At 66.7% G+C, this 21,356-nt stretch carries 21 protein-coding genes; 11 read left to right on the top strand and 10 right to left on the bottom strand.

The window, feature by feature from the left end; all coding sequences use genetic code 11:
• Nucleotides 1–103 precede the first annotated feature (103 nt).
• A complete protein-coding gene (locus tag IPK85_13265) occupies nucleotides 104–1,228 on the top strand; it encodes a hypothetical protein (protein MBK8248358.1) in 1,125 nt (374 codons plus the stop codon).
• Between the two features lie 56 nt (nucleotides 1,229–1,284).
• Nucleotides 1,285–2,046 carry a dimethylargininase gene (locus IPK85_13270; GenBank protein ID MBK8248359.1) on the top strand — a complete coding sequence of 254 codons (762 nt, stop codon included), beginning with the start codon at nucleotides 1,285–1,287 and terminating at the stop codon, nucleotides 2,044–2,046.
• Between the two features lie 19 nt (nucleotides 2,047–2,065).
• Here IPK85_13270 and IPK85_13275 read toward each other — a convergent pair whose 3' ends face one another.
• The 7 genes from IPK85_13275 to nosZ form a co-directional block, all read right to left on the bottom strand.
• Entirely contained in the window at nucleotides 2,066–2,572 is a 507-nt protein-coding gene (locus IPK85_13275; GenBank protein MBK8248360.1) for a cytochrome c, read from the bottom strand.
• Between the two features lie 87 nt (nucleotides 2,573–2,659).
• Nucleotides 2,660–3,583, bottom strand: coding sequence for an ABC transporter permease (locus IPK85_13280; protein MBK8248361.1), 924 nt, complete (start codon nucleotides 3,581–3,583; stop codon nucleotides 2,660–2,662).
• Nucleotides 3,580–4,299: an ABC transporter ATP-binding protein gene (locus IPK85_13285; protein ID MBK8248362.1), complete on the bottom strand. Its 720-nt coding sequence runs from the start codon at nucleotides 4,297–4,299 to the stop codon at nucleotides 3,580–3,582. The genes IPK85_13280 and IPK85_13285 overlap by 4 nt, the downstream gene beginning before the upstream one ends.
• A complete protein-coding gene (nosD, locus tag IPK85_13290; GenBank protein ID MBK8248363.1) occupies nucleotides 4,296–5,540 on the bottom strand; it encodes a nitrous oxide reductase family maturation protein NosD in 1,245 nt (414 codons plus the stop codon). Before nosD ends, IPK85_13285 begins: the two co-directional genes overlap by 4 nt.
• Nucleotides 5,537–6,004 (bottom strand): nitrous oxide reductase accessory protein NosL, encoded by a 468-nt coding sequence (locus IPK85_13295; protein ID MBK8248364.1) that lies wholly within the window; start codon nucleotides 6,002–6,004, stop codon nucleotides 5,537–5,539. The genes nosD and IPK85_13295 overlap by 4 nt, the downstream gene beginning before the upstream one ends.
• Nucleotides 6,005–6,010: 6 nt before the next feature.
• Nucleotides 6,011–6,637, bottom strand: coding sequence for a hypothetical protein (locus IPK85_13300; protein ID MBK8248365.1), 627 nt, complete (start codon nucleotides 6,635–6,637; stop codon nucleotides 6,011–6,013).
• Between the two features lie 77 nt (nucleotides 6,638–6,714).
• Nucleotides 6,715–8,712 (bottom strand): Sec-dependent nitrous-oxide reductase, encoded by a 1,998-nt coding sequence (nosZ, locus tag IPK85_13305; protein ID MBK8248366.1) that lies wholly within the window; start codon nucleotides 8,710–8,712, stop codon nucleotides 6,715–6,717.
• A gap of 174 nt (nucleotides 8,713–8,886) precedes the next feature.
• Between nosZ and IPK85_13310 the strand changes: the two genes are divergently transcribed.
• Nucleotides 8,887–9,342, top strand: a complete 456-nt coding sequence (locus IPK85_13310) for an Rrf2 family transcriptional regulator (GenBank protein ID MBK8248367.1) — start codon at nucleotides 8,887–8,889, stop codon at nucleotides 9,340–9,342.
• 71 nt (nucleotides 9,343–9,413) lie between these two features.
• Here the strand turns inward: IPK85_13310 and IPK85_13315 are convergent, their stop codons facing one another.
• Nucleotides 9,414–10,448 (bottom strand): hypothetical protein, encoded by a 1,035-nt coding sequence (locus tag IPK85_13315; protein MBK8248368.1) that lies wholly within the window; start codon nucleotides 10,446–10,448, stop codon nucleotides 9,414–9,416.
• A 74-nt stretch (nucleotides 10,449–10,522) separates the two neighbouring features.
• Complete coding sequence (locus tag IPK85_13320) at nucleotides 10,523–11,008, bottom strand: Lrp/AsnC family transcriptional regulator (GenBank protein MBK8248369.1); 486 nt, start codon at nucleotides 11,006–11,008, stop codon at nucleotides 10,523–10,525.
• A gap of 10 nt (nucleotides 11,009–11,018) precedes the next feature.
• Here IPK85_13320 and IPK85_13325 point away from each other — a divergent pair, with 10 nt between their 5' ends.
• The 7 genes from IPK85_13325 to IPK85_13355 all read left to right on the top strand — a co-directional run bounded on the left by IPK85_13325 (nucleotide 11,019) and on the right by IPK85_13355 (nucleotide 18,302).
• The gene (locus IPK85_13325) at nucleotides 11,019–12,308 is read left to right on the top strand and encodes a PLP-dependent transferase (protein MBK8248370.1); all 1,290 of its coding nucleotides are present in this window, start codon (nucleotides 11,019–11,021) and stop codon (nucleotides 12,306–12,308) included.
• 48 nt (nucleotides 12,309–12,356) lie between these two features.
• A complete protein-coding gene (locus IPK85_13330; protein ID MBK8248371.1) occupies nucleotides 12,357–13,346 on the top strand; it encodes a glycosyltransferase family 4 protein in 990 nt (329 codons plus the stop codon).
• A 69-nt stretch (nucleotides 13,347–13,415) separates the two neighbouring features.
• Nucleotides 13,416–14,468, top strand: a complete 1,053-nt coding sequence (locus IPK85_13335) for an alpha/beta fold hydrolase (protein ID MBK8248372.1) — start codon at nucleotides 13,416–13,418, stop codon at nucleotides 14,466–14,468.
• Between the two features lie 337 nt (nucleotides 14,469–14,805).
• Nucleotides 14,806–16,188, top strand: a complete 1,383-nt coding sequence (locus tag IPK85_13340; GenBank protein ID MBK8248373.1) for a hypothetical protein — start codon at nucleotides 14,806–14,808, stop codon at nucleotides 16,186–16,188.
• A 96-nt stretch (nucleotides 16,189–16,284) separates the two neighbouring features.
• The gene (locus IPK85_13345) at nucleotides 16,285–17,031 is read left to right on the top strand and encodes a hypothetical protein (protein MBK8248374.1); all 747 of its coding nucleotides are present in this window, start codon (nucleotides 16,285–16,287) and stop codon (nucleotides 17,029–17,031) included.
• A gap of 144 nt (nucleotides 17,032–17,175) precedes the next feature.
• Entirely contained in the window at nucleotides 17,176–17,673 is a 498-nt protein-coding gene (gene lspA / locus IPK85_13350; protein MBK8248375.1) for a signal peptidase II, read from the top strand.
• Nucleotides 17,670–18,302, top strand: a complete 633-nt coding sequence (locus IPK85_13355) for a thioredoxin family protein (protein MBK8248376.1) — start codon at nucleotides 17,670–17,672, stop codon at nucleotides 18,300–18,302. The genes lspA and IPK85_13355 overlap by 4 nt, the downstream gene beginning before the upstream one ends.
• A gap of 149 nt (nucleotides 18,303–18,451) precedes the next feature.
• Here the strand turns inward: IPK85_13355 and IPK85_13360 are convergent, their stop codons facing one another.
• On the bottom strand, nucleotides 18,452–19,759 hold the full coding sequence (locus tag IPK85_13360; protein MBK8248377.1) for an amidohydrolase: 1,308 nt from the start codon (nucleotides 19,757–19,759) through the stop codon (nucleotides 18,452–18,454).
• Nucleotides 19,760–20,071: 312 nt separating this feature from the next.
• Here IPK85_13360 and IPK85_13365 point away from each other — a divergent pair, with 312 nt between their 5' ends.
• Nucleotides 20,072–21,307 (top strand): diguanylate cyclase, encoded by a 1,236-nt coding sequence (locus IPK85_13365; protein ID MBK8248378.1) that lies wholly within the window; start codon nucleotides 20,072–20,074, stop codon nucleotides 21,305–21,307.
• Nucleotides 21,308–21,356: the final 49 nt, after the last annotated feature.

The raw sequence follows: 21,356 nt of genomic DNA on the forward strand, positions 1-21,356 counted from the left end.
ACGATCTGGACGGCCCGGCATGTCACCATGCCGGTCCATCCCAGTGACGTGGCTTGGTGCGCATGGGCGTGGCATCGTGGCCCCTCAGTCTCCGGAGCCCTGGATGCACCGCGTCATGCGCCTCGCCTTCGTGATGGTCGTCCTGGCTGCCTCGCCGGCCGGGGCGCAGGTGCGCCAGCTCGAGGGGATCCCCCGCGTTCATCCCGAGCCGTTCTCGCAGGTCCGCGGTGCACGGGAGCTCGCGGACGGGCGTCTCATGGTCTCCGATTACATCGAGCAGCGAGTGGTTGCCCTCGACTTCGCGTCCGGGACCGCGACGTCGCTCTTCCCGCGCGGCGGGGGGCCGGGCGAGATACGCCTGCCGACGCGGCTTGTCGCCATGCCGGGGGACAGCACGCTCGTGGTCGACCTGGGTAATCAACGGCTGTTGGTGGTTGGTCCAACGGGGCGAAGCATGCGGACGATCCCGGGGGACATCCCGGGCGTACTGGGGGTGAACGGTATCGACGCGCAGGGCGCGCTGTATTACACGATCCCCGGCTGGGCGGCCAGGGTCCCTCTGGCCGGCGACACCGTGGAGGTCGTGCGCGCACCGCGGGGTGGGGCGGCCGTTGCCCTTGCCCGCATCCAGGGCGATCGCATGCGCCCGGACATCCGGGCTCCGTCGATGACGCCACGCATTCCGACAGTAGGGTATGCGGCTCGGGACGCATGGTGGGTGGGCTCGGACGGTCGGGTGCGCGTCCTGCGTGCCGATACCTACGCCCTCGAGATCCGTGCACCCGGCGGCCCCAGCCGCACCGGGCCCTCACATGCATGGGTGACCTCGGTGGTGACCGCTGCCGATCGGCGGCGCTACGTGGAGGACTTCCTGGCGTCCAGTCCGACGAGCGGTCGCGGGGAGAACGGCGGCATGGGGCTCACCCCGAAGCCGACAGAGGCGGAGATCCAGGCCCTGGTCGCGGGAACCCATTTTGCCGAACGTTTTCCGATGTTCGAGGCGGGTGCTGTTCATCTCGCGCCCGGTGATCGAGTGTGGGTCGGGCGCCCGGCGCGCCCATCGGGTGCGCGGCGCTACGACATCCTGGATGACAAGGGGACACGGGTCGGCTCCTTCGAACTCAAGCCAGGCCGTCGCGTGGTCGCGATCAGTCGCCAATGGGTGTACCTCGTGTTGACCGATGACGACGGGGTGGAACAGGTGGAGCGATACGCGCGCCCGCTGTGAGCGGTCGTGGGGCGCGTTTCGGCGTGATAGCTTGCGCGCACCCCTAACCCACGCCCGTGAAACACGCCATCACGCGCGCCGTGTCGCGCCGCATCGTTGCCTGCGAGCTCACGCACGTCGCGCGCACCACGATCGACCTCGAGGTCGCCCGGAGACAGCATGCGGCCTACGAAGGGGCGCTTCGTTCTTGCGGCGTGGAGGTCCACCAGCTCCCAGAGGTACCGGACCTGGCCGATTCGGTCTTCGTTGAGGATACCGCCATCGTCCTCGACGACCTCGCTGTCATGATGCGTCCCGGGGCGGCGTCCCGGCGTCCCGAAGTCGCCAGCGTGCGCGCTGCCCTGGCGTCCTACCGCGAGATCCTGGACCTTGTCGGCCCGGGGACCATGGACGGCGGCGATGTGCTGACTCTCGGCAAGACCCTGTGGGTCGGGATCAGCTCGCGCACCACGATGGATGCCGTGCGTGAACTCGCCGCCCTCGTGACGCCACGCGGGTATCGCGTCGAGGCGACCGCCGTGCGGGGCGCGCTGCACCTCAAGACGGCGGTCACGCAGGTTGGCCCGGATCTACTGGCCGTCAATCCGGAGTGGATCGATGTCGCGACCTTTCCTGGGTATCGGCAGGTCACCGTGGACCCCAGCGAGCCCTTTGCGGCCAACGCCGTCCTGCTGAATGGGCGCGTGATTCACTCGACCCAGTTCCCCCGCACGCAGGAACTCCTGCGTGCGGGGGGCGTGGACGTCGTGGGAGTGGATGCCAGCGAGCTGGCCAAGGCCGAGGGTGGGGTGACGTGCTGCTCGTTGTTGGTGAGCTGACGCGCCTCCCGTCGACGACCTACTTCATCAATGGCTTGAGCAGTTCAACGGTCATCGGCCCCGTGTGCGATGCGGTTTCATCCCGCGCCTTCTTCACGTCGGCTGCAGTGACGGCGCTCGCCGTGTTGCCAAACGAGGACCGGACATACGTCAGGAGTTCGGCAACCTCCTCATCCGACATCTGCACCCCGACCCCGTACGGGGGCATCAGGTTGTTGTACTCGGTGCCCTTCACGGTGATCGGCCCCGAGATGCCGTGAATAAGGATCCGCGCCGGCACGCCGGGGTCTGCCGCGCCGACATACTCTGAGCCAGCGAGCGGCGGATACGTCCCGGGCAAGCCTTCACCGGTTGCCTGATGGCAGGACAAGCAGCGCTGCTGATACAGGAGCTCACCACCAGCTGGCGCTGCGGTTGTCGTGGCGGTCGTCGTGGTCCCGGTGTCGCTACCCGCCTGCTCACCGCCACCGCCACAGGCGATGAGAGTCAGGAGGGGCGCTACGGCGATAACAGGGGAGATGCGCATGGTCGGAGGGGTGGATCGTTATGGTGGGAACGCAAATAGAACATCGGGGACTCACGCGAAGCCATCAGGCGTTTCGCGGCGCCTGTCCTAGAAATCCCTACGCCGAAAGGTGCGTAGCGCGAGCCAGCCAGGGATCAGGGTCCAGAGGAATAAAGCCGACACCGCCAGTGTGACGCCAATCGGTGAGCCAAGCATCCGGGTGAACACGGCGCCCGTCACTCCCATCATGGCGGCCAGATCGAGCCGGAGGAGCATCAGGATCCGCGCGAGATCCACCGGATTCGCAAAGCTCAGCGCCAGGAGGGGACCTTCGATCGGGTAGTCGCGAAAACTCACGGCCAGCCAGAGCAGGACGCCGTCGAACGCCACCGTGCAGGTCAGCCATGCCCCGAGCGCGATCCCCAGCCCCTTCAGCCGATCCTCCACCAGCCCGCCAATGAGGACCGCCAGGGCGCCGAAGATCGCGGTCAGCAGCGCGCCAACGAGCAGCAGCAGGCCCAGAGTGCCCAGCGTGTCGGCTCCCAATGCGCGGTGTGCCAGCAGGGGCAGGCTCACGCCAGTGGCAAAGGCCAGGACCAGCGGCACCACGAGTCCGGCGAACAGACCGTGGAACAGGGTCGAGCGCTCCACGGGCTGTGTCAGGAGCAATTCGGTGAACTCGCGTGCCCCATGCCAGTAAATCGTCCCGAAAACGACGGTGACGAGTGGGACGAGTGCCAGGACCAGATTGAGCAGCGACGCGAGCGCGCGGGGCCCCGTGCCGCCGAGTCGAACGAGCAGGTCGGTTGCGACGAGGAAAAACAGCGCGTAGCCCAGGATCCACCGGTTCCGCATCACGTCTGCCAGGACGTACCGGAGGATTCGGGCGATGGCGTGCCTTGGCGTTGGGAGCTGCGGTGGCGCAAGGGGCCGATCCTCAACCTTCGCCTGCGGGTGGTAAGCGGGCAGCACAGGCGGGGTCAGTTCGGGTGCACCTCGGAACGAGAGCACGCGGGGGGATCGCGCCTTCATGCGAGGGCCCTCCCGGCATCGCGCATCAAGCGGGCGGCGGCACGTTCCAGGCTGGACTCGCCGGCCTCGCGCATCAAGTCGAGCGGTCGGCCGGCGAACCGGATCCCGCCATCAAGCAGGAACACGACGCGGTCGGCCAGTTCCTCGAGTTCGCTCAAGACGTGTGAGGTGATAAGGAACGTCGTTCCACGCCCCCTCGCGCTGCGAATCTTGTCCTTGAGCGTCGAGGACGACACAGGATCCAGCGCGGCGGTGGGTTCATCCAGGATGAGCAGCTCAGGCCGAAAGAGGAAGGCCAGGGCCGCGTTGATGCGCTGGCGTGTGCCACCCGAGAGGACACGCATCGGTGTCTGGAGCACCGGGGCGAGTGACAAGGTGTCGATGAGTTCATCATCCCGCTCGGGGGCACCGCCGCGCAGGTCCGTCAGCAGGGCGATGATGTCAGCGGCACGGAGATTTTCCGGGAAACGCGCCGCCTGCGGCATGTATCCGATCCGCGCGCGGTACGCCGCCGATCCGTCGATGCGCAGGCCGTTCATGCGCACGTCCCCCGCGTCGGGACGGACGAGGCCCAGCACCATCTTGTTGAACGTGGTCTTGCCGGCGGCATTCGGGCCGATGATGGCCGTGATCTCGCCGCGGGGAACCTCGAGATCCACGCCGCGCAGGACGGGACGTGACCCAAAGGCCTTGTAAATGCCGTGAGCGGTAATCATCGCGAGGGGGGCGGCGGGGGCGACGGGAGCGGGCGGACGAGCAGCGGGGCCTCATCGCGGATGTCGGACGCGGTCAGGGCCGGGAATGCGCGTTCGGCGAGGTCCATCAGGTCGACGAGTATGCTGCGTAGCAGGAGTGCGGAGGCCGGAGACTGCTCGACCACGAGTGAGAAGAGTCGCACCGGCAGGTGGGGAACGTCGCCGACCCCGTTCCGGTCCAGGTCGTAACCCTGATAGCGATCCCAGTAGTTCCCGCGAAAGGTGGAGACGGACTGCCGGGAGTTGGTCGTGACGTCGAACGCGTTCAGCTCGAACGTATTGCCTTCGTAGCGATTGTCCTGCGCCGAGGCGAGGGAGCGGAGTGCCCAGCCATTCTCCCGGAAGGTGTTCCCGACCACCCGGTTGCGACCGGCATCCTCCAGGTAGAGCCCGACGGAGTTGGCGAGAAACTGGTTGTCGACGATCTCGGAGTCGTTGATGTCCTTGAGGAGCAACCCGTACGAGGCACTCCCGCGGGATCGCGCAAAGACGTTGCGGCGCATCGTCACGTGGTGGGAGTACATCACCGCGACGCCGTTGCCGTTGTCGCGGTAGGTGTTGGCCTCGTACGTGCAGTCGTTCGAGAACATGAAGTGCATGCCATACCGCGCGCTCTGCTCCGAGACGTTGCGGGCGACGAAGCCGCCGGTCACAAACTCGAAGTAGATCCCGTCGCGGTGGCCGGTCACGCGATTGCCGGTGACAACCGTCCGTTCGCTCTTCCAGGCGTGAATGCCGTTGCCGGCGCTCATCTGTCTCTCGCCGGGACCGCGGACGACGTTGTCGCGAACCTCGCAGGCCCGCGTGGTCTCGAGGTAGATCGCGAACTGCGCGTCCACGATGGTGTTCCCGTGCACCTGGCAACGCTCCGCGTCCCGCACGCGGATCGCCGCGCGCTCGTCCACCTGGCTGGTGCCGGTGTGTTCGAAGGTGAGCCCGGCGACCGTGACATCGTTGGCGTTCACGACAAGCAGGGACCGTTGGCCTTCGCCGTCGAGGATGGCCCCCGGCCGTCCCAGCAGCGTGAGTGGCCGACCGATCACCAGCGTGGGTTCCCGCCAGCGGCCCGGCCCCACCACAACCACCGCGCCCGGCGCGGCGGCGCGCAGGGCGTCAGCAATGCGGGTGTAGGTTTCGTGCGCGCCGACGCGTAGCGTATCCGCGGCGAGCCATGCGAGCGCGACGACCGGGGCGAGCATCATCGAGCCGGGGCGGTGCCCGCATGGTGCACGGCGTGGGGCGGAGCCGACGCCAGGTCTCGTCGCATGACGTCCCAGGTGGCGATGGTGCCGCCGTACCGGGCCAGGATCGCCTCGGCCGGTGCGCCACTGGCCAGGGCGATGACGCTGCGTCCCATGGGGCTGGCCACGGTGCCGTCCCGGACAAAGACGGCCGTGGCCGCGTCGACCAGCTGGCCGGACTCGAAGTCGCTAACCAGCACATCACCGATGCGAGTGGAGTCGGTCCCCGCAGCGAGGTAGCCGACCAGGCACTCAATCGCATCAAAGCTTCGGGTGCGGCCCGTGGTGAGCACGACCTGGCCGCCAAACCGCGTGTCCGTGATCGCCATACGGCAGTACCCGCACGACTCGCCCTCCACCAGCACCCGCGGCGCGGAGCCGCAGCCGAGGGCCAGTGCGGAGAGTGCCAGCAGCAGGCGTCTCATGGTCACTCAGACGGTGGCGGTGCCCAACGGGACCGCGATGGCGTCGCGCGCACTCACCCGAGGGGCTCGGTCGATCCGCAGGGCCAGGATGCCCAGCAGCAGGGCCGCAAAGGCGGCGACGCCGCCCGCGGCGGGCCAGGAGCTCGCCGTGAAGTTCAGAAGCTGCTTGCTGCCAATGAGGGGGGGCTGGTAGGACATCCCGGGAATCTTGATGATCGCGTTCTCGAGGTCGAGGTTGTGCCCGTAGTCGTATTCCCAGCGGTAGAAGTCGACCAGCCCCGCCAGCGCCAGGGCGACAAAGGCCACGACGAAAAGCGTGGCGAGCTTGCGGTTCTTCGTGGCCGCCGCCGCCGCGGCGAAGGCGACGAGCACCCCAACGATGGCCGGCATCAGCCGCAGTTCCGGGATCGACTCCGGGACGATCCGCTTCATCCCGATGTAGTGGTTCAGGTTGTTGATGTTGTCGAGGTCGTTCGGCTTGATCCCCGTGATCGTGTTCAGCCAGATCTGCATGCCGAGTCCTTCGGGGTACTGCGGGGCGGCCAGCGATACCTGCCAGATCGGGAGGATGTACATCATCCCCAGCAAGGCGGCGGAGGCGACCAGGGCGAGTCGTGCGCGAAGCGAGAGCATCGGAGTGGTGTCGAAAGCGGGGAAGCCACAGGCCGCCAACGGAACGGCGCTGACGACCTGCGGCGGACGCGCGAGGCCTACTGCTCCCCTGCCGGGACGGCCGGTCGCGCCTTGGTGCTCGTTTGCAGGGCCACGGCGCGGCCACTCGGGGCGACGCGCACATACCCTTGCATTTCCTGGTGCAGCGCACTGCAGAAGTCCGTGCAGTAGAACGGATAGACCCCGGGGTACTTCGGCACCCACTTCAGTGTCCGGGTCTGCCCCGGCATGAGCAGCAGTTCCGCGTCGCTCCAGCTGCCCATCGCCGCAAAGCCGTGGGGCACATCCCAGTCCTGCTCGAGGTTGGTGACATGGAAGAGCACGGTGTCGCCGACCTGGACGCCCTCGACCATGTCCGGCGCGAAGTGCGAGCGGATCGCCGTCATCTTGATGTGCACGTTCTTGCCACTGCGCGCGATGCCCGTCTCCGACTCACTGCGGGCGACGTACGGGTGCGTATTCTCGGCCAGCTTGAAGAACTTGACCTGCTTGTCCTTGATCAGCTTCGCGTCGATCGCCTGGGCATAGTGCGGCTCGCCGATCGTCGGGAAGTCGAGCAGGAGCTTCATCTTTGCCCCCGTGATGTCGTAAAGCTGCGCCGACTGCGTGAGTTCCGGCCCGGTGCCGAGAAAGCGATCCTTCGTGATCTTGTTCATCGCGACCACGTACTTGCCGTAGGGCTTCTTGGTGTCGCCGCCCGGGACGAGCAGGTGGCCGATCGAATAGTACGTCGGGACGCGGTCCACGACCTTGAAGTCGCTAAAGCACCATTTGACGATTTCCGAGGTGATGAACACTGACGTGTAGGCGCACCCCTTGTCGTCGAACTCGTTATGCAGGGGGCCCAGACCGGGATTCTGCACCTCGCCCGCCATCACCTGGTCGTACTTGATGACCGGGATCCCCTCCACCTCCTTCTCGAATGCTTTTGCCTCGATCGCCTTCATCATCTTGCTGAAGGAGTGGACCGGGATGACGGTGGCCAGCTTGCCGCCGCCGACGATGTACTCGCCGGTCGGGTCGATGTCCACGCCGTGCGGGGACTTGGGCGTCGGCAGGTAGTAGATGCTCCCCGGGCAGTCGGCGGGCAGGATGACGGCCACGCTCTTCTTCATCTCCGACGACGCCATGTGGCGGTTGTCGTCGTACGTGTTGTGAGCGTAGTTCGCCGCCCACGCCTTCGACTTGCCAGCGGCCTTGCAGGCCTCCAGGGTCTTCCAGTTGACGGCCGCGATGTAGTCATAGTCGTTCTTGGAGGCGTTCACCTCGAGCTTGGTGTACGCTTGCTCGGTGTTGTATGAGGTGAAGAACGCCCACCCATGCGACGGGCCCTTGCCCGGGCGGCCCAGGTCGTAGTCAAACCCTGGTACCAACAACTGGAAGGCGACGTCCATCTTTCCCGCTTCGTCTGCCTTCACGAAGGAAATGGTGCCCTTGAAGTTCTCGGCGAAACTGGTGATCGCCACGTCCTTCTGCGGAATGGGCACCGAGAAACGGGTTGCGCCGATCACGTACTCCGTGTTCTCCGTGACAAACGGCGACCCGTGGTTGCCGCCGGTGTTCGGCACCTCGAGGGTCTCGATCGTCTCGAACTTCGTCAGGTCGATGCGAGCGAACCGGGGCGTGTTGTTGGCGTTGATGAAGAGCCAGCGACCATCATGCATCCCATCCGTCTGCGAGAGTGAGGGATGGTGCGTGTCGTCCCAGGGGATCTCGCCAAACGACGTGTTGAGCAGTGGCCGCGTCTCGGCGTTGTAGCCGTACCCGTTCTCGGCGTTTTGCGAGAAGACCGGGATCACCTTGAGCAAACGGCCGGACGGGAGGCCGTAGACCCCGACCTGGCCGGAGAAGCCGCCGGACATGAAGGCGTAGAACTCATCCTGCGTGCCGGGGGCGACATACACGCGCGACGGAGCGTCCGTGGCACCGACCATCGACGACGAGGTCTTGGCCGGACCGCAGGCGTAGAGATAGCCGACGAGCGCCAGCACCCCGGTGCCGGCGGCAACGAATCGGGAGCGACGTGGGGACGACATGGTGTGGATCCTCGTGGAGGCAGGGGGAAGAACGGACCAGCTGCCTAAAGGATCATTTTTGATACCCCTTTTCGCCGTGGGAGCTTTCCCCGAACCGACTGGGGGTGTTTCGTCCGTCCGGTGTAGGGAGAAGCCCTACCTCCAACGGGCCTTGGACCCATACGTTGTCGCCCCATGCGGTTGACGCGATTCACCGACAATGCCTTGCGCTGCCTGATCTCGCTCGGCCTTGAGCCGACGGGTACGCAGACGGTGGCCGAGGTAGCCGCGCGCCTGAACATGTCGGAGGAGCACCTGACGAAGGTGGTGCAGCGCCTCGCTCAGCGTGGCTACGTGCAGACGGTGCGTGGACGGAACGGGGGCGTGCGGCTCGCTCGAATGCCAGGAGAGATTATCGTCGGCGCGGTGGTTCGCGACTGCGAAGAGGATCTCGCGCTCGTGCCCTGCTTTGACGATCCGGGTTCGTGCCCGATTGCCCCGGCGTGTACCTTGGCCGGGGCAATCGATGAGGCGTTGGCGGCGTTCCTCGCGGTGCTCGATGGACGCACGCTCGCGGACCTGCTGGCCAACCAGGGGCACCTGGTGCAGCTCGTGGCGGCACGGGCGGGGGGGAGGACGGTCGCTCGTTAGGTCTTCGCGTCGCGGCTGGGGGCGTGCGTCCCCTGGAGGCGGCCTGGTTCGCTGAGGTCTGGTGGCTGGGGTTAGTGGTACTGGATGTACAGGGGTTGGGGAGTGAGGGCGAGCACGTCGGCCGGTTGCATCAGGCGCCAGCCCTTCTTCTTCGTGTCGTTCTTGTAGAAGATCTTGAATCCGGTGAACTGCACGGGCTCACTGTACACGTAGTTCACGTAGCTGCCCTTCTTCAGCGCCGGGTTCCCCCATCCGTCCATCTGGATCACGATCTGCACCCGCGGGTCCAACTTGATGTTGCGGTAGTTGGTCAACATCGGGCGCGTGAAGCGGTGCACCACCAGCACCTTGGGCGGGATGTTGTGCCGCGACACCACGTCCTGCAGGAACTCGCTCGCGTAGTTGATGTCCCGCGCGTCCATCGTGCCAATGCGCTTGCCCGGCGCGTGTCCGGTTTTCATCGAGAACTCGGGATCGATCCCGAGGTGCACGTTGGGGCGGCTCAGGAATTTCTCGAGGCGGGGCAGTTCCTTCTGCAACGTGCTCTTGCCGACCTGGACATCCAGGAAGAGCAGGGCATTGCGGCGCGCGGCCCATCCAGCAACACGCTCGACCAGCGAGTCGTTCATCCGAGCGCGATACATCCCGTCCGAGCCGGCGGACGCCTGCGCGACGGTCACGATCAGGTGCAGAGCGGGGATGGCCGGGACGGCGCTGTCCGCAGCGGTCCACTTTGCGACCTCGCGGTCCAGGCGCTTCAGCATCTCATCCGGGGCGATCTCACCCAGGATCCCCATCCGCTTGGACAGGGGATTCCCGTAATAGGCGATGATGCGCTTGTTCGGAAGAATCGAGCCCGGCAAGAGGTCGGGGCCCTTCACCGGCCAGACCGGCTTGGGTTTCGCCGGTGCGCGGCGTGTGGTGTCGCCGGCGCGGGATCCGCCCTGCCCGCGAGGCTCCTGGCGCGCCGGCGCTCCCTTCTTTGCCGCGGCGGTGCGTCCGGCGGTATTCGACTTGGGGCGCGCCTGCGCCCACGCTGCGGAACCGAACAGCGACATCGCGGCGACAACGGTCAGAAACCGGCTAACAGGGCGAAGCACAGGCAGGTGGTGACGAGGAAGGGAGAGCGCCAAGCAGGGCCTGGTACCCTGGAGGCGAGGAAGCAGCCTGGGGGTGGCGTTCAGGTGGCGTCCGAAGAACCTAACGACGCTCCGAGGCCACGCACATGGTCGAACATCAGCCAGGTCTCGATATGGCCGACCTCGGTACGGGTGATTAGGTGATCGAGTGCGATGTCCCGCAGGTGGCCCGGGTCGCGGGCCATGACGTGCACGAGAAAGTCGTTCTCCCCGGCCATGTGATACACCGCGAGCACTTCGCCGAGCCCAAGCAGGTATTCGCGGAACGCGCTGAACTGCTCGCGGGAGTGCCGCGCCAGGCGAATGGCGACCATCGCCTCCAGGCCGTAGCCGAGCGCCGCGGGATCGAATTCCGCGTGAAAGGCTCGGAGCACCCCGTCGCTGATCAGGCGGCGCACCCGTTCCAGGCAGGAACTCGGCGCCAGCCCGACGGCGGCAGCCAGCTCCTTGTTGGACAGCCGAGCATTCTTCGCCAGAAGTCCGACGAGCTGCCGATCGATTCGGTCGAGCTGCTGAGATTCAGTCACAGAGGCGAAGATGATTCGTTGGACAGATGAGTCAGCGAAGATAATACTGGGGAATGGAAATTCCAGCGGAGGAAGTTCTGTGATAGTGAGGGTGACGACTCAGGCCGTGCACGCCGGACGGGAAGACCTCGGTACCATCGGTGTTCACGCTCCACCGCTCGACCTGTCCTCCACTTACCCGGTCCCGGACCTCTTTGCGGCCACCGCAGACCTGGATGCCCTGGCCGCCGGTGCGCCGGGGTATGCCTCCTCACCGATCTATTCCCGGTTGCACAATCCGACCGTCGCGCGCGTGGAGCGCGCGGTCGCACAACTCGAGCACGCGCCTGACGCCGTCGCCTTCGCCAGCGGCATGGCGGCGATGACCGCAGTCCTGCTCGCGGTCACCGCTCGAGGTCGGCATGTGGTGGCCGTCCGGCCACTCTATGGTGGAACGGACCACCTGCTCGAGTCGGGACTCCTTGGCATGCAGGTCACGTGGGCGACGCCACAGGGTGTGGGCGCGGCCATACGACCCGACACGGCGTTGGTCGTGATCGAAACACCTGGAAACCCCACGTGCGCCCTCATCGACATCGCGGCGGTCGTCGTGCAATGCCGCGGTGTGCCTGTGCTCGTGGACTCGACGTTTGCCACCCCGATCCTTCAGCAGCCCCTCGTTCACGGGGCAGCCTTCGCGCTGCATTCTGCGACCAAGTTTCTCGCCGGCCATGGCGATGTGTTGGGCGGTGTGGTCGCGACCGACGAGCAGTGGGCCGCCGAGTTGCGCAAGGTGCGCATCGCCACGGGCGGGGTCATGCATCCTCTCGCGGCGTACCTCCTGCACCGCGGTCTCCCGACCCTGCCGCTTCGTGTCCGCTTTGCCCAGGAGAGCGCAGCGTGGTTGGCGGAGCGTCTTGAGGCGCATCCGGCCGTCATTGAGGTGCGCTATCCCGGGCGCTCCGGTGGCGACCCGATGAACCTTGTCGGGAGACAAATGCGCGGGCCCGGGCCCATGTTGGCCTTCACGCTCAGAGGCGGATTCGACGCCGCCAGGAGAGTCATGGGCAGCGTCCGGCTGATCACGCCGGCAGTTTCCCTGGGTTCCGTGGACACACTCATCCAGCACCCGGCCGGACTCACGCATCGGGTGCTCAGCGACGAGGCGCGCTCGGCATCGGGGATCGTACCTGGATTGCTCCGCCTGTCCCCGGGACTCGAAGACCCGGAGGATGTATGGGACGACTTAAGACGCGCGCTCGAGGCATCGCAGGCGCTGCACCTCGACGAAATCGGGCAGGATGTCATGAGCGCCGTGTAATCCGATACACGGCCGATACCTCAGCCGGGCCGTGCGCGTCCTGACGACGTGAAGCTGCTTGTCCTGAACTGCCACGAAGCCTGGGTGCACCAACTCGGCGTCTTGGGCGCCGAACTGGATATCGTGGTCGGCCTGCCCGGTCGCTACACGCGCACCTGGGACACGCACATGCGCCCGGTGCCTCGGAATGCGCGATTGCTCGCGCTCTCCGAGGTGACTGACGCGCGCTACGACGCGGTGATCAACCACAACATCACCGACCTGCTCGACACCAAGCACCTGCAGGCGCCCAAGCTGCTGGTCCTTCATGAGACGCTGGAAGGCCGGATGGCGCAGCAGGGCGCGGACTTCGAGCCGCGTGATATGCGGGCGATGCTGAACACCTATCTCGCCTCGGTGGGCGGGCACGCCGTGGCGATCTCGCGGTCCAAGGCCAAGTCCTGGGGCGTGACGCACATGGTCGTGCAGAACTCCGCTGATCCCGACCAATATCACGAACCCGTGGGGGATGTGGCCTCCGGCATCCGGGTCGCCAACCACGTGGTCTCCAAGCGCGTCTTCCTCGCCTGGGATTTCCACGAGCAGGCGATGCAGGACATCCCCTGTCGGCTCGTGGGCCACAACCCGGAGTTGACCGGGGTGTCGCCGGCCGATGACTGGGATCACCTCAAGCGCCTGCTGGCGTCGCATCGGTTCATGGTGCACACCGCCGACCCACGCTACGAGGACGGCTACAACATGGCTGTGCTGGAGGGGATGGCGGCCGGTCTTCCGGTCCTCGCCAATCGACATCCCACGACCATCGTGCAGCATGGAGTGACTGGGTTCGTGTGCGAGACGCCGGAGGAGATGCGCACACAAGCACGCCGGTTGCTGGACGATCAGTCCCTGGCGCGAGAGCTCGGCGACAACGCGCGCGAATACGTCGCGCGACAATTCGGTCCGGATCGCTTTCGCGTGGAGTTTACCCGCGCCGTGCAGGAAGCCCGCAAGAAGTGGAGCCGGCGTGCCGGGGTCCGGGAGATGGCGGGCCGCTAGTCGGGGGCCGCCGAGGGTTGCGCTCGCTCGCGCGCTGGTGGACTCTCCGGGGTCACTCCATTCCTCCCGATGCGCACCTCCTCCCTGTTGTTCATCCTCGCGCTCAGCGCCGGGACCACGCTGGCCGCCCAGGGCCGCGAAGGCGACGTTGTCCTTCCCACGTACCGGTTCGCCAACGGACAGTCGCTCGACAACGTCAAGCTGCACTACACGCTGCTGGGCCAACCGCGGAAAGACGCGGGTGGCACGACCCGCAACGCTGTCCTGGTGCTCCACGGAACCGGTGGGACGGGGAGCGGTTTCCTGGGCGCCGCCTTCGCGGGTGAACTATTCGGTCCCGGCAAGCTGCTGGACACGACGCAGTACTTCGTGATCCTCCCGGACAACATCGGGCACGGCAAGTCGAGCAAGCCGAGCGATGGCCTGCGGATGAAATTCCCCACGTACGGCTACACGGACATGGTGCACTTGCAGCATGCCCTGTTGCAGGGACTTGGGGTCAACCACTTGCGCCTCGTGATGGGGACCTCGATGGGGTGCATGCACGCCTGGGTCTGGGGGTACACCTACCCGAACTTTGCCGATGGTCTCGTGCCCCTCGCCTGTGCGCCGACCCAAATCGCCGGGCGTAACCGGATGATGCGCACGATGATCCGCGACTTCATCATGCAGGATCCCGACTGGAAGGGTGGGGACTACACCTCGCCTCCCCGCGGGCTCAAGGCGGCGTCGGGGATGCTCTACATGATGACCTCGGCCCCACTGGTACAGCATCGCCAGGCGCCGACCCGCGATCGCGCCGACTCGACGATACGCGCTTATATCGACGCGCGCTTTCGTTCGCAGGACCCGAACGACATGCTCTACCAGTTCGATGCATCCAGCGACTACGACCCCTCGCCCCACCTCGAGAAGGTCACCGCCCCCGTCCTGGCGATCAACTCGGCCGATGATCTCGTCAACCCACCGGAACTCGGGTTGATGGAGCGCCTGATGCCCCGGGTGGCGAAGGGGAAGTACATCCTCATCCCCACGAGCGAGCGCACCCGCGGCCACGGCACGCACTCCCAGCCCGCGATCTGGGGGGCATACCTCGCCGAGTTCGTGAGAGGGCTGAAGTAGGGGGGCCGAGGGCAGCCCCGTGCCGCCCGTGCTGCGCGTACTGCTCGTGCTTCGCAGTGGCAGTTGCGGGGGCTTTCAACCGATGCAGCACGAGCGGGACGAGAAGTCAGGGCAGCACGAGAAGCGTGACTCATGTGCCGCGGGTACTGCCCGTGCCCCCGTGCCCCCGTGCCCCCGTGCCCCCGTGCTGCTCGGGCTGCCCGTACCGCCCGTGCTTCGCCCTGGCCGTTCTCCCCGCCCAAGGCCCCGGCGTGACGCTCGCATGACGCCGTCCCCGAGCTTGTGATCTCCATCACGCCCCCGCGTGCCCTTGCCGCTGCCGGATCGTCCTCGTTCGATGACCTCCCGCGCCCTGATCCTGCGGCTCCCCCTGCTCGGCATGCTGTTCGCCTGCGGAGGGCGGACCACCGTCGCCGCCCCTGACGCGCGGCCCTATGATGCGGCGCTCGGCCTCGCGTCGTTTGACACGGCCTGGTCGCGGATCAACGCGACCTATTATGACTCGACCTTTCGCGGGATCGACTGGGTTGGCCTTCGCGATTCACTGAGGCCCGGCGTCGCCAGGGCCACCCAACCTGACGAGATGCGTCGCGCGATCCGGACCCTCTTCGATCGGCTCGGCGAATCGCACTTCATGATCGTGCCCTCGGACATCGTGCAGGCGATGCGCGGTGATACCGCGCAACCGAGCGAGCCCGGCACGGTCGGTCTGGGATTTCGGTTGGTCGACGGCAAGGTCCTGGTGACCACGGTGGAGCCCGGGTCGGCGGCGGACCGCGCCGGGGTGCGGCGCGGATGGGCTGTCGAGCGCGTAGGTCGCCGTGAGGTGGCACCGCTGTTGGTGGCCCACCGGGCCCTGGACGACCCCACCGCGGCGCGGCGCGCCGCCATGCAACTGGTCTTGAGGCTCGAGGCCTCGGCAGGGACATACCTGGGTGATACCGTGACGCTCGTGGCGCGCGATGCGGGCGGCAAGCGGCGCTCCGTCACGATGATCGCCACCGAGGCACCCGGGCAGCTGGTCAAGTACCTGCAGTTGCCTCCGCAGCAGTTCCACCTCGCCCACCGGCGATACGCCGATGCCGCCGGGTGCGTGGGATGGGTCCACTTCAACACCTGGATGCTGCCGGTCCTCCCCGCACTGGATCGGGCGATGGAATCGGTGCGCGACTGTCGCGGTCTCGTCCTCGACCTGCGCGGCAACCTGGGCGGCGTCGCCGGTTTGCTCATGGGGGTCTCAGGCTTCTTCGTCGATACCGCAGTCTCGTTAGGCACGCTGACGTCGCGGCAGACGACCTTGCGGTACCTGGTCAACCCGCGCCGTGCTACCGCGCGCGGGGAATCCGTGGTCCCGTACGGGGGCCGTCTCGCCATCCTCGTCGACCCGCTGTCGGCCAGTGCCTCGGAGCTGTTCACCGCCGGCATGCGGGATATCGGCCGCGCCAGGGTCTTTGGGGATACTACCGCCGGGGAAGCCCTGCCCGCCGCCGTCAGCCGGCTCCCGAACGGCGACCTGTTCATGCACGTCATCGCCGACTTCCACGCCCCCAACGGCGCCCGGATCGAGGCGACCGGGGTGGTACCGGACGAGGTGATTCCCTTGCGGCGGTCGGTCCTCCTCCGTGGGGAAGATGCCCAACTCACCGCGGCGCTGGCCTGGGCCGGTCGGACCGCAGTCCAAGCGGCCTTCCGTGGAACAACGCCGAGCGGACGGCCGTAGGACTCCACGCGGAAGCTCGCGGTTTCTGGCGTCACTAGATTCTCTGGCGGGGCCGGCGGCGGGTGATCCCTCACACTATCGGAGATACGTTAGGTCATGAAGACGCGTTCGTTGGTTGTGCTGGCCGGCATGTCCCTCCTCCCGGTCACTGGTTCGGCCCAGCTTCCCGCCGCGAAGGACCTGATCCAGAAGTGGGCGACCGCGGTCAACGCGGCCGGATGGAAGGGACACAAGTCCGCCCGGATGATCGCCACGGTTGACCTGCCCGCGATGGGGATGAGCGCCAAGACCGAGGCGATCCAGATGTTCGCGCCCGCGCAGTCGATCCAGAAGACCGACTTCCCCGGGATGGGTGAGATGCGCATGGGCTTTGATGGCAAGACGGCCTGGATGACGAACCCGATGATGGGTGCCAGCATCGTGCCGGACTCGCTGGCCGGTGCCCAGCGCGAAGAGGCCGATCCGGACAACTACTCCCGGATGTCTGCAGGGATTGCGAACTCGGAGACTGTCGAGAAGACCAAGCTCAACGATACGGAGTGCTACAAGGTCAAGCACACCTGGAAAAGCGGGCGCGTGACGCATGACTGCTTCTCGGTGACGGATGGCTTCATCGTCTGGTCGCAGGCCAAGGCCACCTCGCCGATGGGCGAGGTCGAGATGGTGCAGATGTTCTCCGCGTACAAGGACTTCGGTGGGATCAAGCGCGCGACGACCACCAGCACGGAGCAGGCGGGCCAGCAGATCATCATCACGCTCCAGAGCTGGGAGTGGGATACCGTGGATCCCAAGGAGTTCGAGCTCCCCGCAGACGTGAAGGCGTTGATGGTCAAGAAGCCGTAAGGCGACACGGGTCGTCGTGGCAACATCGACGGCGCAGTTGGTGTCCAAGAGGGGCGGCCGGAACCACCGGTCGCCCCTTGTGCTTTACCCGGCGGCGTGCAGCGTTGGGGGCGTCCCCGTTTCCCTGAACCGAACCTGACCGAGATGTCGTTGTCCAAGGCCCGCTGGTTCTTCCCCCTCGCCAGCCTGCTCTTCCTGGCCGACTGCGGCACCAAGCAGTGGGTCGAAGGCGTGAGCGTGGAGCATGTCCCTCGCGAGATACTCGGCGAGATGTTGCGATTCACGCTGGTCTACAATCCGGGGGCCGCCTTCTCGGTCTACCTCGGGGAGTACTCGCGCGTCGTGTTTTCCGTCCTCGCGCTGATCGTGATCGCCATGCTGCTGCGGATGTACCAGGAAGCGGCCCCGCACGACCGGGCGATGGGGGCCTCCCTGGGCCTCATCGTCGGGGGGGCGGTCGGAAACCTCACGGACCGCCTTCGCTCGGCTCGAGGTGTGGTGGACTTCATCGACGTGGGGGTCGGTGACACCCGCTTCTGGATCTTCAATGTCGCCGACATGGGGGTTACCGTAGGGGCGGTGATCCTGCTCTACCTCATGCTCACGCGTCCCGAACCAACCTCAGCGAGCGAATCCACATGACGGGAATCCTCACCGCCGTTGCGACGGCGGTCATGTTGTGCGACGCCGACGTTGCTCGCCCCACTGGCACGGTCAGCGCGGTCGATTCCAGCTATGCGCAGTTGTTCGCAGACGGGCGAACCTTTTCGGAGTTCCTCAGCCGCGCCGAGAGACGCAAGGAGCAGTGGGAACGGAACTTCAAGCAGGCGGTCGTGCCCGATGCGTTGCTCGCCCGCGCGCGCGCGGCACGCGGGCCGTGGAAATTCCTGGTCGTGGCAGTGGATGGCTGCTCAGACTCGGTGAACACCATCCCCTACCTGGCCAAGCTCACGGAGCAGCTCATGGGGGCGGAGCTGCGGATCATTGGCAGCGACGCCGGCCGCGGGATCATGGATGCGCACAAGACACCGGACGGGCGCGGTGCGACTCCGACGGTCCTCCTCCTCGACGCCAACCACACCGAACGCGGGTGCTGGGTCGAGCGTCCCGCGGCCCTCATCACCTGGCTCGCGACCGAGAAGTCGCAGCGCTCCGAGAACGAACTGTTCGAGGGGAAGATGGGGTGGTACGACAACGACAAGGGTCTGAAGACGCTGGAAGACCTCGTGGCGATGATGGAGAAAGCGGCGCGGGGCGAGACGGGCTGCTGACGCGCGGAAGGTCAACGGCCACGGCGCGGTACGGGCAGCACGAGCGGCACGGGCAGTACGCGGGGCACGCATCTGCAGACGGGCGGCTCCCGTGCTGGCCGTGCTGCCCCGGACTCCGTGCTGCTCGTGCTGCGCTCTGGCAGTTGCAGCTACTGCGCCACCTTTCCCCCGGCGAGGTAATCGATCGCAATCGCTCCCAGCGCCTTCATCCCCGGGACCAGCGCCTTCTCATCGGCGAAGAACTTCGGTGAGTGATTGGGGGCTACCTTGGCCGGATCGCTGCCGGGCGGCGTGACGCCGAGGAAGAAGAAGACCCCCGGCACTTCCTTCTGGAACAGCGAGAAGTCCTCGGCGGTGGTCGTGGGACGCGCCTCGATCACTTTGCTGGCGCCAACGGCGCGCTGCAGCGATGGCATCACGCGGTTCGTGAGGGCAGGGTCGTTGTAGGTGACCGGGTTGCCGCGCTCGATCGTGACCACCGCTTCGGCGCCGCTCCCAGTGGCAATCGCCGTTGCCATGCGGCGCAGCTTGGCGTGGATCGAGTCGCGCTGGACCTCATCGAACGTCCGAATCGTTCCCATCATCTCGACTGAGTCGGGGATGATGTTGAAGCGAATGCCGCCGCGGATGTAGCCCGTGGTCAGGATCGCCGGCGTTGCCGTCAGGTCCACCTGTCGACTCACGATGGACTGCATCGAGGTCTGCAGCTGCCCTGCAATCGTGATCGGGTCGACGCCGCCCCAGGGCACGGCCCCGTGGGTTTGACGACCGCGGATGATGATCTTCCAGGTGTCGCTGCTCGCCATCAGGCCCCCGCCTCGCACGGAAACGGTGCCCGTCTCAAATGGAAAGACGTGCAAGCCGAAGACGGCCTCCACCTTAGGGTCCTTCAGGGCGCCCTGCTCGATCATGACTCCGGCTCCGCCACGCTCGCCGGGCATCCCCTCCTCATCCGGCTGGAAGAGGAACACCACCGTCCCCGGCAACTCGGCCTTCATCCCAGACAGCACCTCGGCGATCCCCATGAGGATCGCGACGTGGTTGTCGTGGCCGCACGCGTGCATCACGCCGACCTCCTGGCCGTTGAACTGCGTCCGGACAGTCGACTTGAACGGCAGGTCGACCTCTTCGGTCACCGGAAGGGCGTCCATGTCCGCGCGCAGTGCGATGACCGGCCCGGGCTTGGCCCCGCGGAGGACGCCGACGACCCCGGTGATGGCCACGCCGGTTCGGACCTCCATCCCGAGCTTTCGCAGGTGGTCAGCCACCAGGGCCGCTGTTCGGGTTTCGCGGTTGGAGAGTTCCGGGTGCTCGTGGATGTCGCGGCGCCAGGCCACGACCTTGGGCTCGATCGCGGCGATGCGACGCTCGAGCTCGGTCGCGAGTCGGGAGTTCGGTTGCGCCGCGGCGGCTGAGGCGAGCGCGGCGAAGGCGAGGGCGGGGAGGGTGAGACGCATCGGAGGAGGGTAGGGCACCGCCGGGGCCTCGGCAAGCAGTCCGATCGCGTGGGAGCCCGTTTAGGGCCACGTGCCCCCGCGGTGCCGCTCTGGCCCAGCGGTCCCCCGTGCCGCCCGTGCCGCCCGTACCGCCCGTGCCTCGCAGTGGCATTCTGGCCGCGCACTAACGCCCTCCCCCGGTCTCTCCCGAAGCAGGGGGACCACCGCACCTGTGGCTTCCCATCGGAAGCCGGTGCCCGGGCCGCCGCCGGCAGTGGGCAGCGGCCGGCTTTCATTGGGCCGCGAAAAGCGCCGATACTCCCAGGACCGACCATGTCGTCCTCCGCGCTCCCGACCTCCCCTCCGCTTCCCACCTCCGTGCTGGCGGCCGTCGCCCATTACACGGACGATGCCGTGGCCGTGCTCGACGCGACCGGTGCGGTCCGGTGGGTCAACGGGTCCTTTGAGCGGCTGACCGGCTACTCCGCCGCCGCGACGGAAGGAGCCCTCCTGGAGCGGCTCCTGCAAGGCGACCAGACCGACAAGATGCACACCATGCGGCTACGTGCCGCGGTGCTCTCTGGTGACCACTGGCGCGGGGAGTTGCAGCACTATCGCAAGGACGGCACGCCGTTCCGGCACGAGATCGTCATCACGCCCGTGCCAGGGTTGCCAGATGTTTACCGTCTCTGGTTGAGCCGAGATGTGAGCGAACGTCGCACGCTGGCACGACGGTTCCTTGACCTGTCGGCGGTGGTCGAACTCTCGATGGACGGCATTGTCGTCCTCGACGACCAGATGCGCGTCCACATTGCCAACACGACCTATGCCACCCTGGTGGGGCGCGGGTCTGGTGCGGAACTCGAAGGGACATCGTGGCGTGACCTGCAGGACCCGGAGACCCTCGCACACTTCGACCGGGTGGTGATGCCGCGGTTGGTGTTGGAAGCGGGGTGGCACGGGGAACTCCCCACGCGCCGCGCGGATGGCACGACGGTGCCGTGCGAGGTCACCATCTCGCTCCGCTCCGGCGGGATGGCGATGATCGTGCGGGACATCACCGAGCGCGCCGAGTATGAGGAGGCGCTGCGGCGTATGTCGTTGCAGGATGCGCTGACCGGGCTGTACAATCGCCGCGGCTTCACCCTGCTCGCGCAGCAGTTGCTGAACGTGGCGTCGCGGCAACATGGGCACACTATCCTGCTCTACTTCGACCTGAACCGATTCAAGCAGGTCAACGATACCTGGGGGCACGCGGTCGGCGACCAGGCGTTGGTCGAGGTCGCCGAGGTGCTGCGCGAGACGTTCCGCGAGAGCGACCTGATCGGTCGACTGGGTGGGGACGAGTTTGTGGTCCTTGCCGTGAACTCACTCGATCCTGAGGGGGAGGTGTTGTTGGCGCGGCTCGACCAGCGCCTCAACGTGCGCAATGACCGGCCCCATCGTCGGTATCGACTCTCGTTAGGTCGCGGTTTGGCCAAATTCGACCCGTCGTCCCCCCAGAGCGTGGACCAGTTGCTGCATGCCGCAGATGAACGCCTGATGGCGGGGAAGCGGTCCCGGGAGTAGGTCGCGTGGGCAGGCTCCGCGCACTCCACGCGTTCGCACGCGACGAGTA

The organism is Gemmatimonadota bacterium (assembly GCA_016712265.1).
GTDB lineage: Bacteria > Gemmatimonadota > Gemmatimonadetes > Gemmatimonadales > Gemmatimonadaceae > RBC101.

Bases quoted from the DNA above. Each gene is read 5' to 3' on its own strand.
- IPK85_13310 (MBK8248367.1), top strand. From the start codon at position 8,887: ATGCGGTTGACGCGATTCACCGACAATGCCTTGCGCTGCCTGATCTCG.
- IPK85_13295 (MBK8248364.1), bottom strand. From the start codon at position 6,004: ATGAGACGCCTGCTGCTGGCACTCTCCGCACTGGCCCTCGGCTGCGGC.
- IPK85_13365 (MBK8248378.1), top strand. From the start codon at position 20,072: ATGTCGTCCTCCGCGCTCCCGACCTCCCCTCCGCTTCCCACCTCCGTG.
- IPK85_13300 (MBK8248365.1), bottom strand. From the start codon at position 6,637: ATGCTCTCGCTTCGCGCACGACTCGCCCTGGTCGCCTCCGCCGCCTTG.
- IPK85_13265 (MBK8248358.1), top strand. From the start codon at position 104: ATGCACCGCGTCATGCGCCTCGCCTTCGTGATGGTCGTCCTGGCTGCC.
- IPK85_13345 (MBK8248374.1), top strand. From the start codon at position 16,285: ATGAAGACGCGTTCGTTGGTTGTGCTGGCCGGCATGTCCCTCCTCCCG.
- IPK85_13360 (MBK8248377.1), bottom strand. From the start codon at position 19,759: ATGCGTCTCACCCTCCCCGCCCTCGCCTTCGCCGCGCTCGCCTCAGCC.
- IPK85_13325 (MBK8248370.1), top strand. From the start codon at position 11,019: ATGATTCGTTGGACAGATGAGTCAGCGAAGATAATACTGGGGAATGGA.
- IPK85_13285 (MBK8248362.1), bottom strand. From the start codon at position 4,299: ATGATTACCGCTCACGGCATTTACAAGGCCTTTGGGTCACGTCCCGTC.
- IPK85_13280 (MBK8248361.1), bottom strand. From the start codon at position 3,583: ATGAAGGCGCGATCCCCCCGCGTGCTCTCGTTCCGAGGTGCACCCGAA.
- IPK85_13275 (MBK8248360.1), bottom strand. From the start codon at position 2,572: ATGCGCATCTCCCCTGTTATCGCCGTAGCGCCCCTCCTGACTCTCATC.
- nosD (MBK8248363.1), bottom strand. From the start codon at position 5,540: ATGATGCTCGCCCCGGTCGTCGCGCTCGCATGGCTCGCCGCGGATACG.
- IPK85_13355 (MBK8248376.1), top strand. From the start codon at position 17,670: ATGACGGGAATCCTCACCGCCGTTGCGACGGCGGTCATGTTGTGCGAC.
- IPK85_13335 (MBK8248372.1), top strand. From the start codon at position 13,416: ATGCGCACCTCCTCCCTGTTGTTCATCCTCGCGCTCAGCGCCGGGACC.
- nosZ (MBK8248366.1), bottom strand. From the start codon at position 8,712: ATGTCGTCCCCACGTCGCTCCCGATTCGTTGCCGCCGGCACCGGGGTG.
- lspA (MBK8248375.1), top strand. From the start codon at position 17,176: ATGTCGTTGTCCAAGGCCCGCTGGTTCTTCCCCCTCGCCAGCCTGCTC.
- IPK85_13340 (MBK8248373.1), top strand. From the start codon at position 14,806: ATGACCTCCCGCGCCCTGATCCTGCGGCTCCCCCTGCTCGGCATGCTG.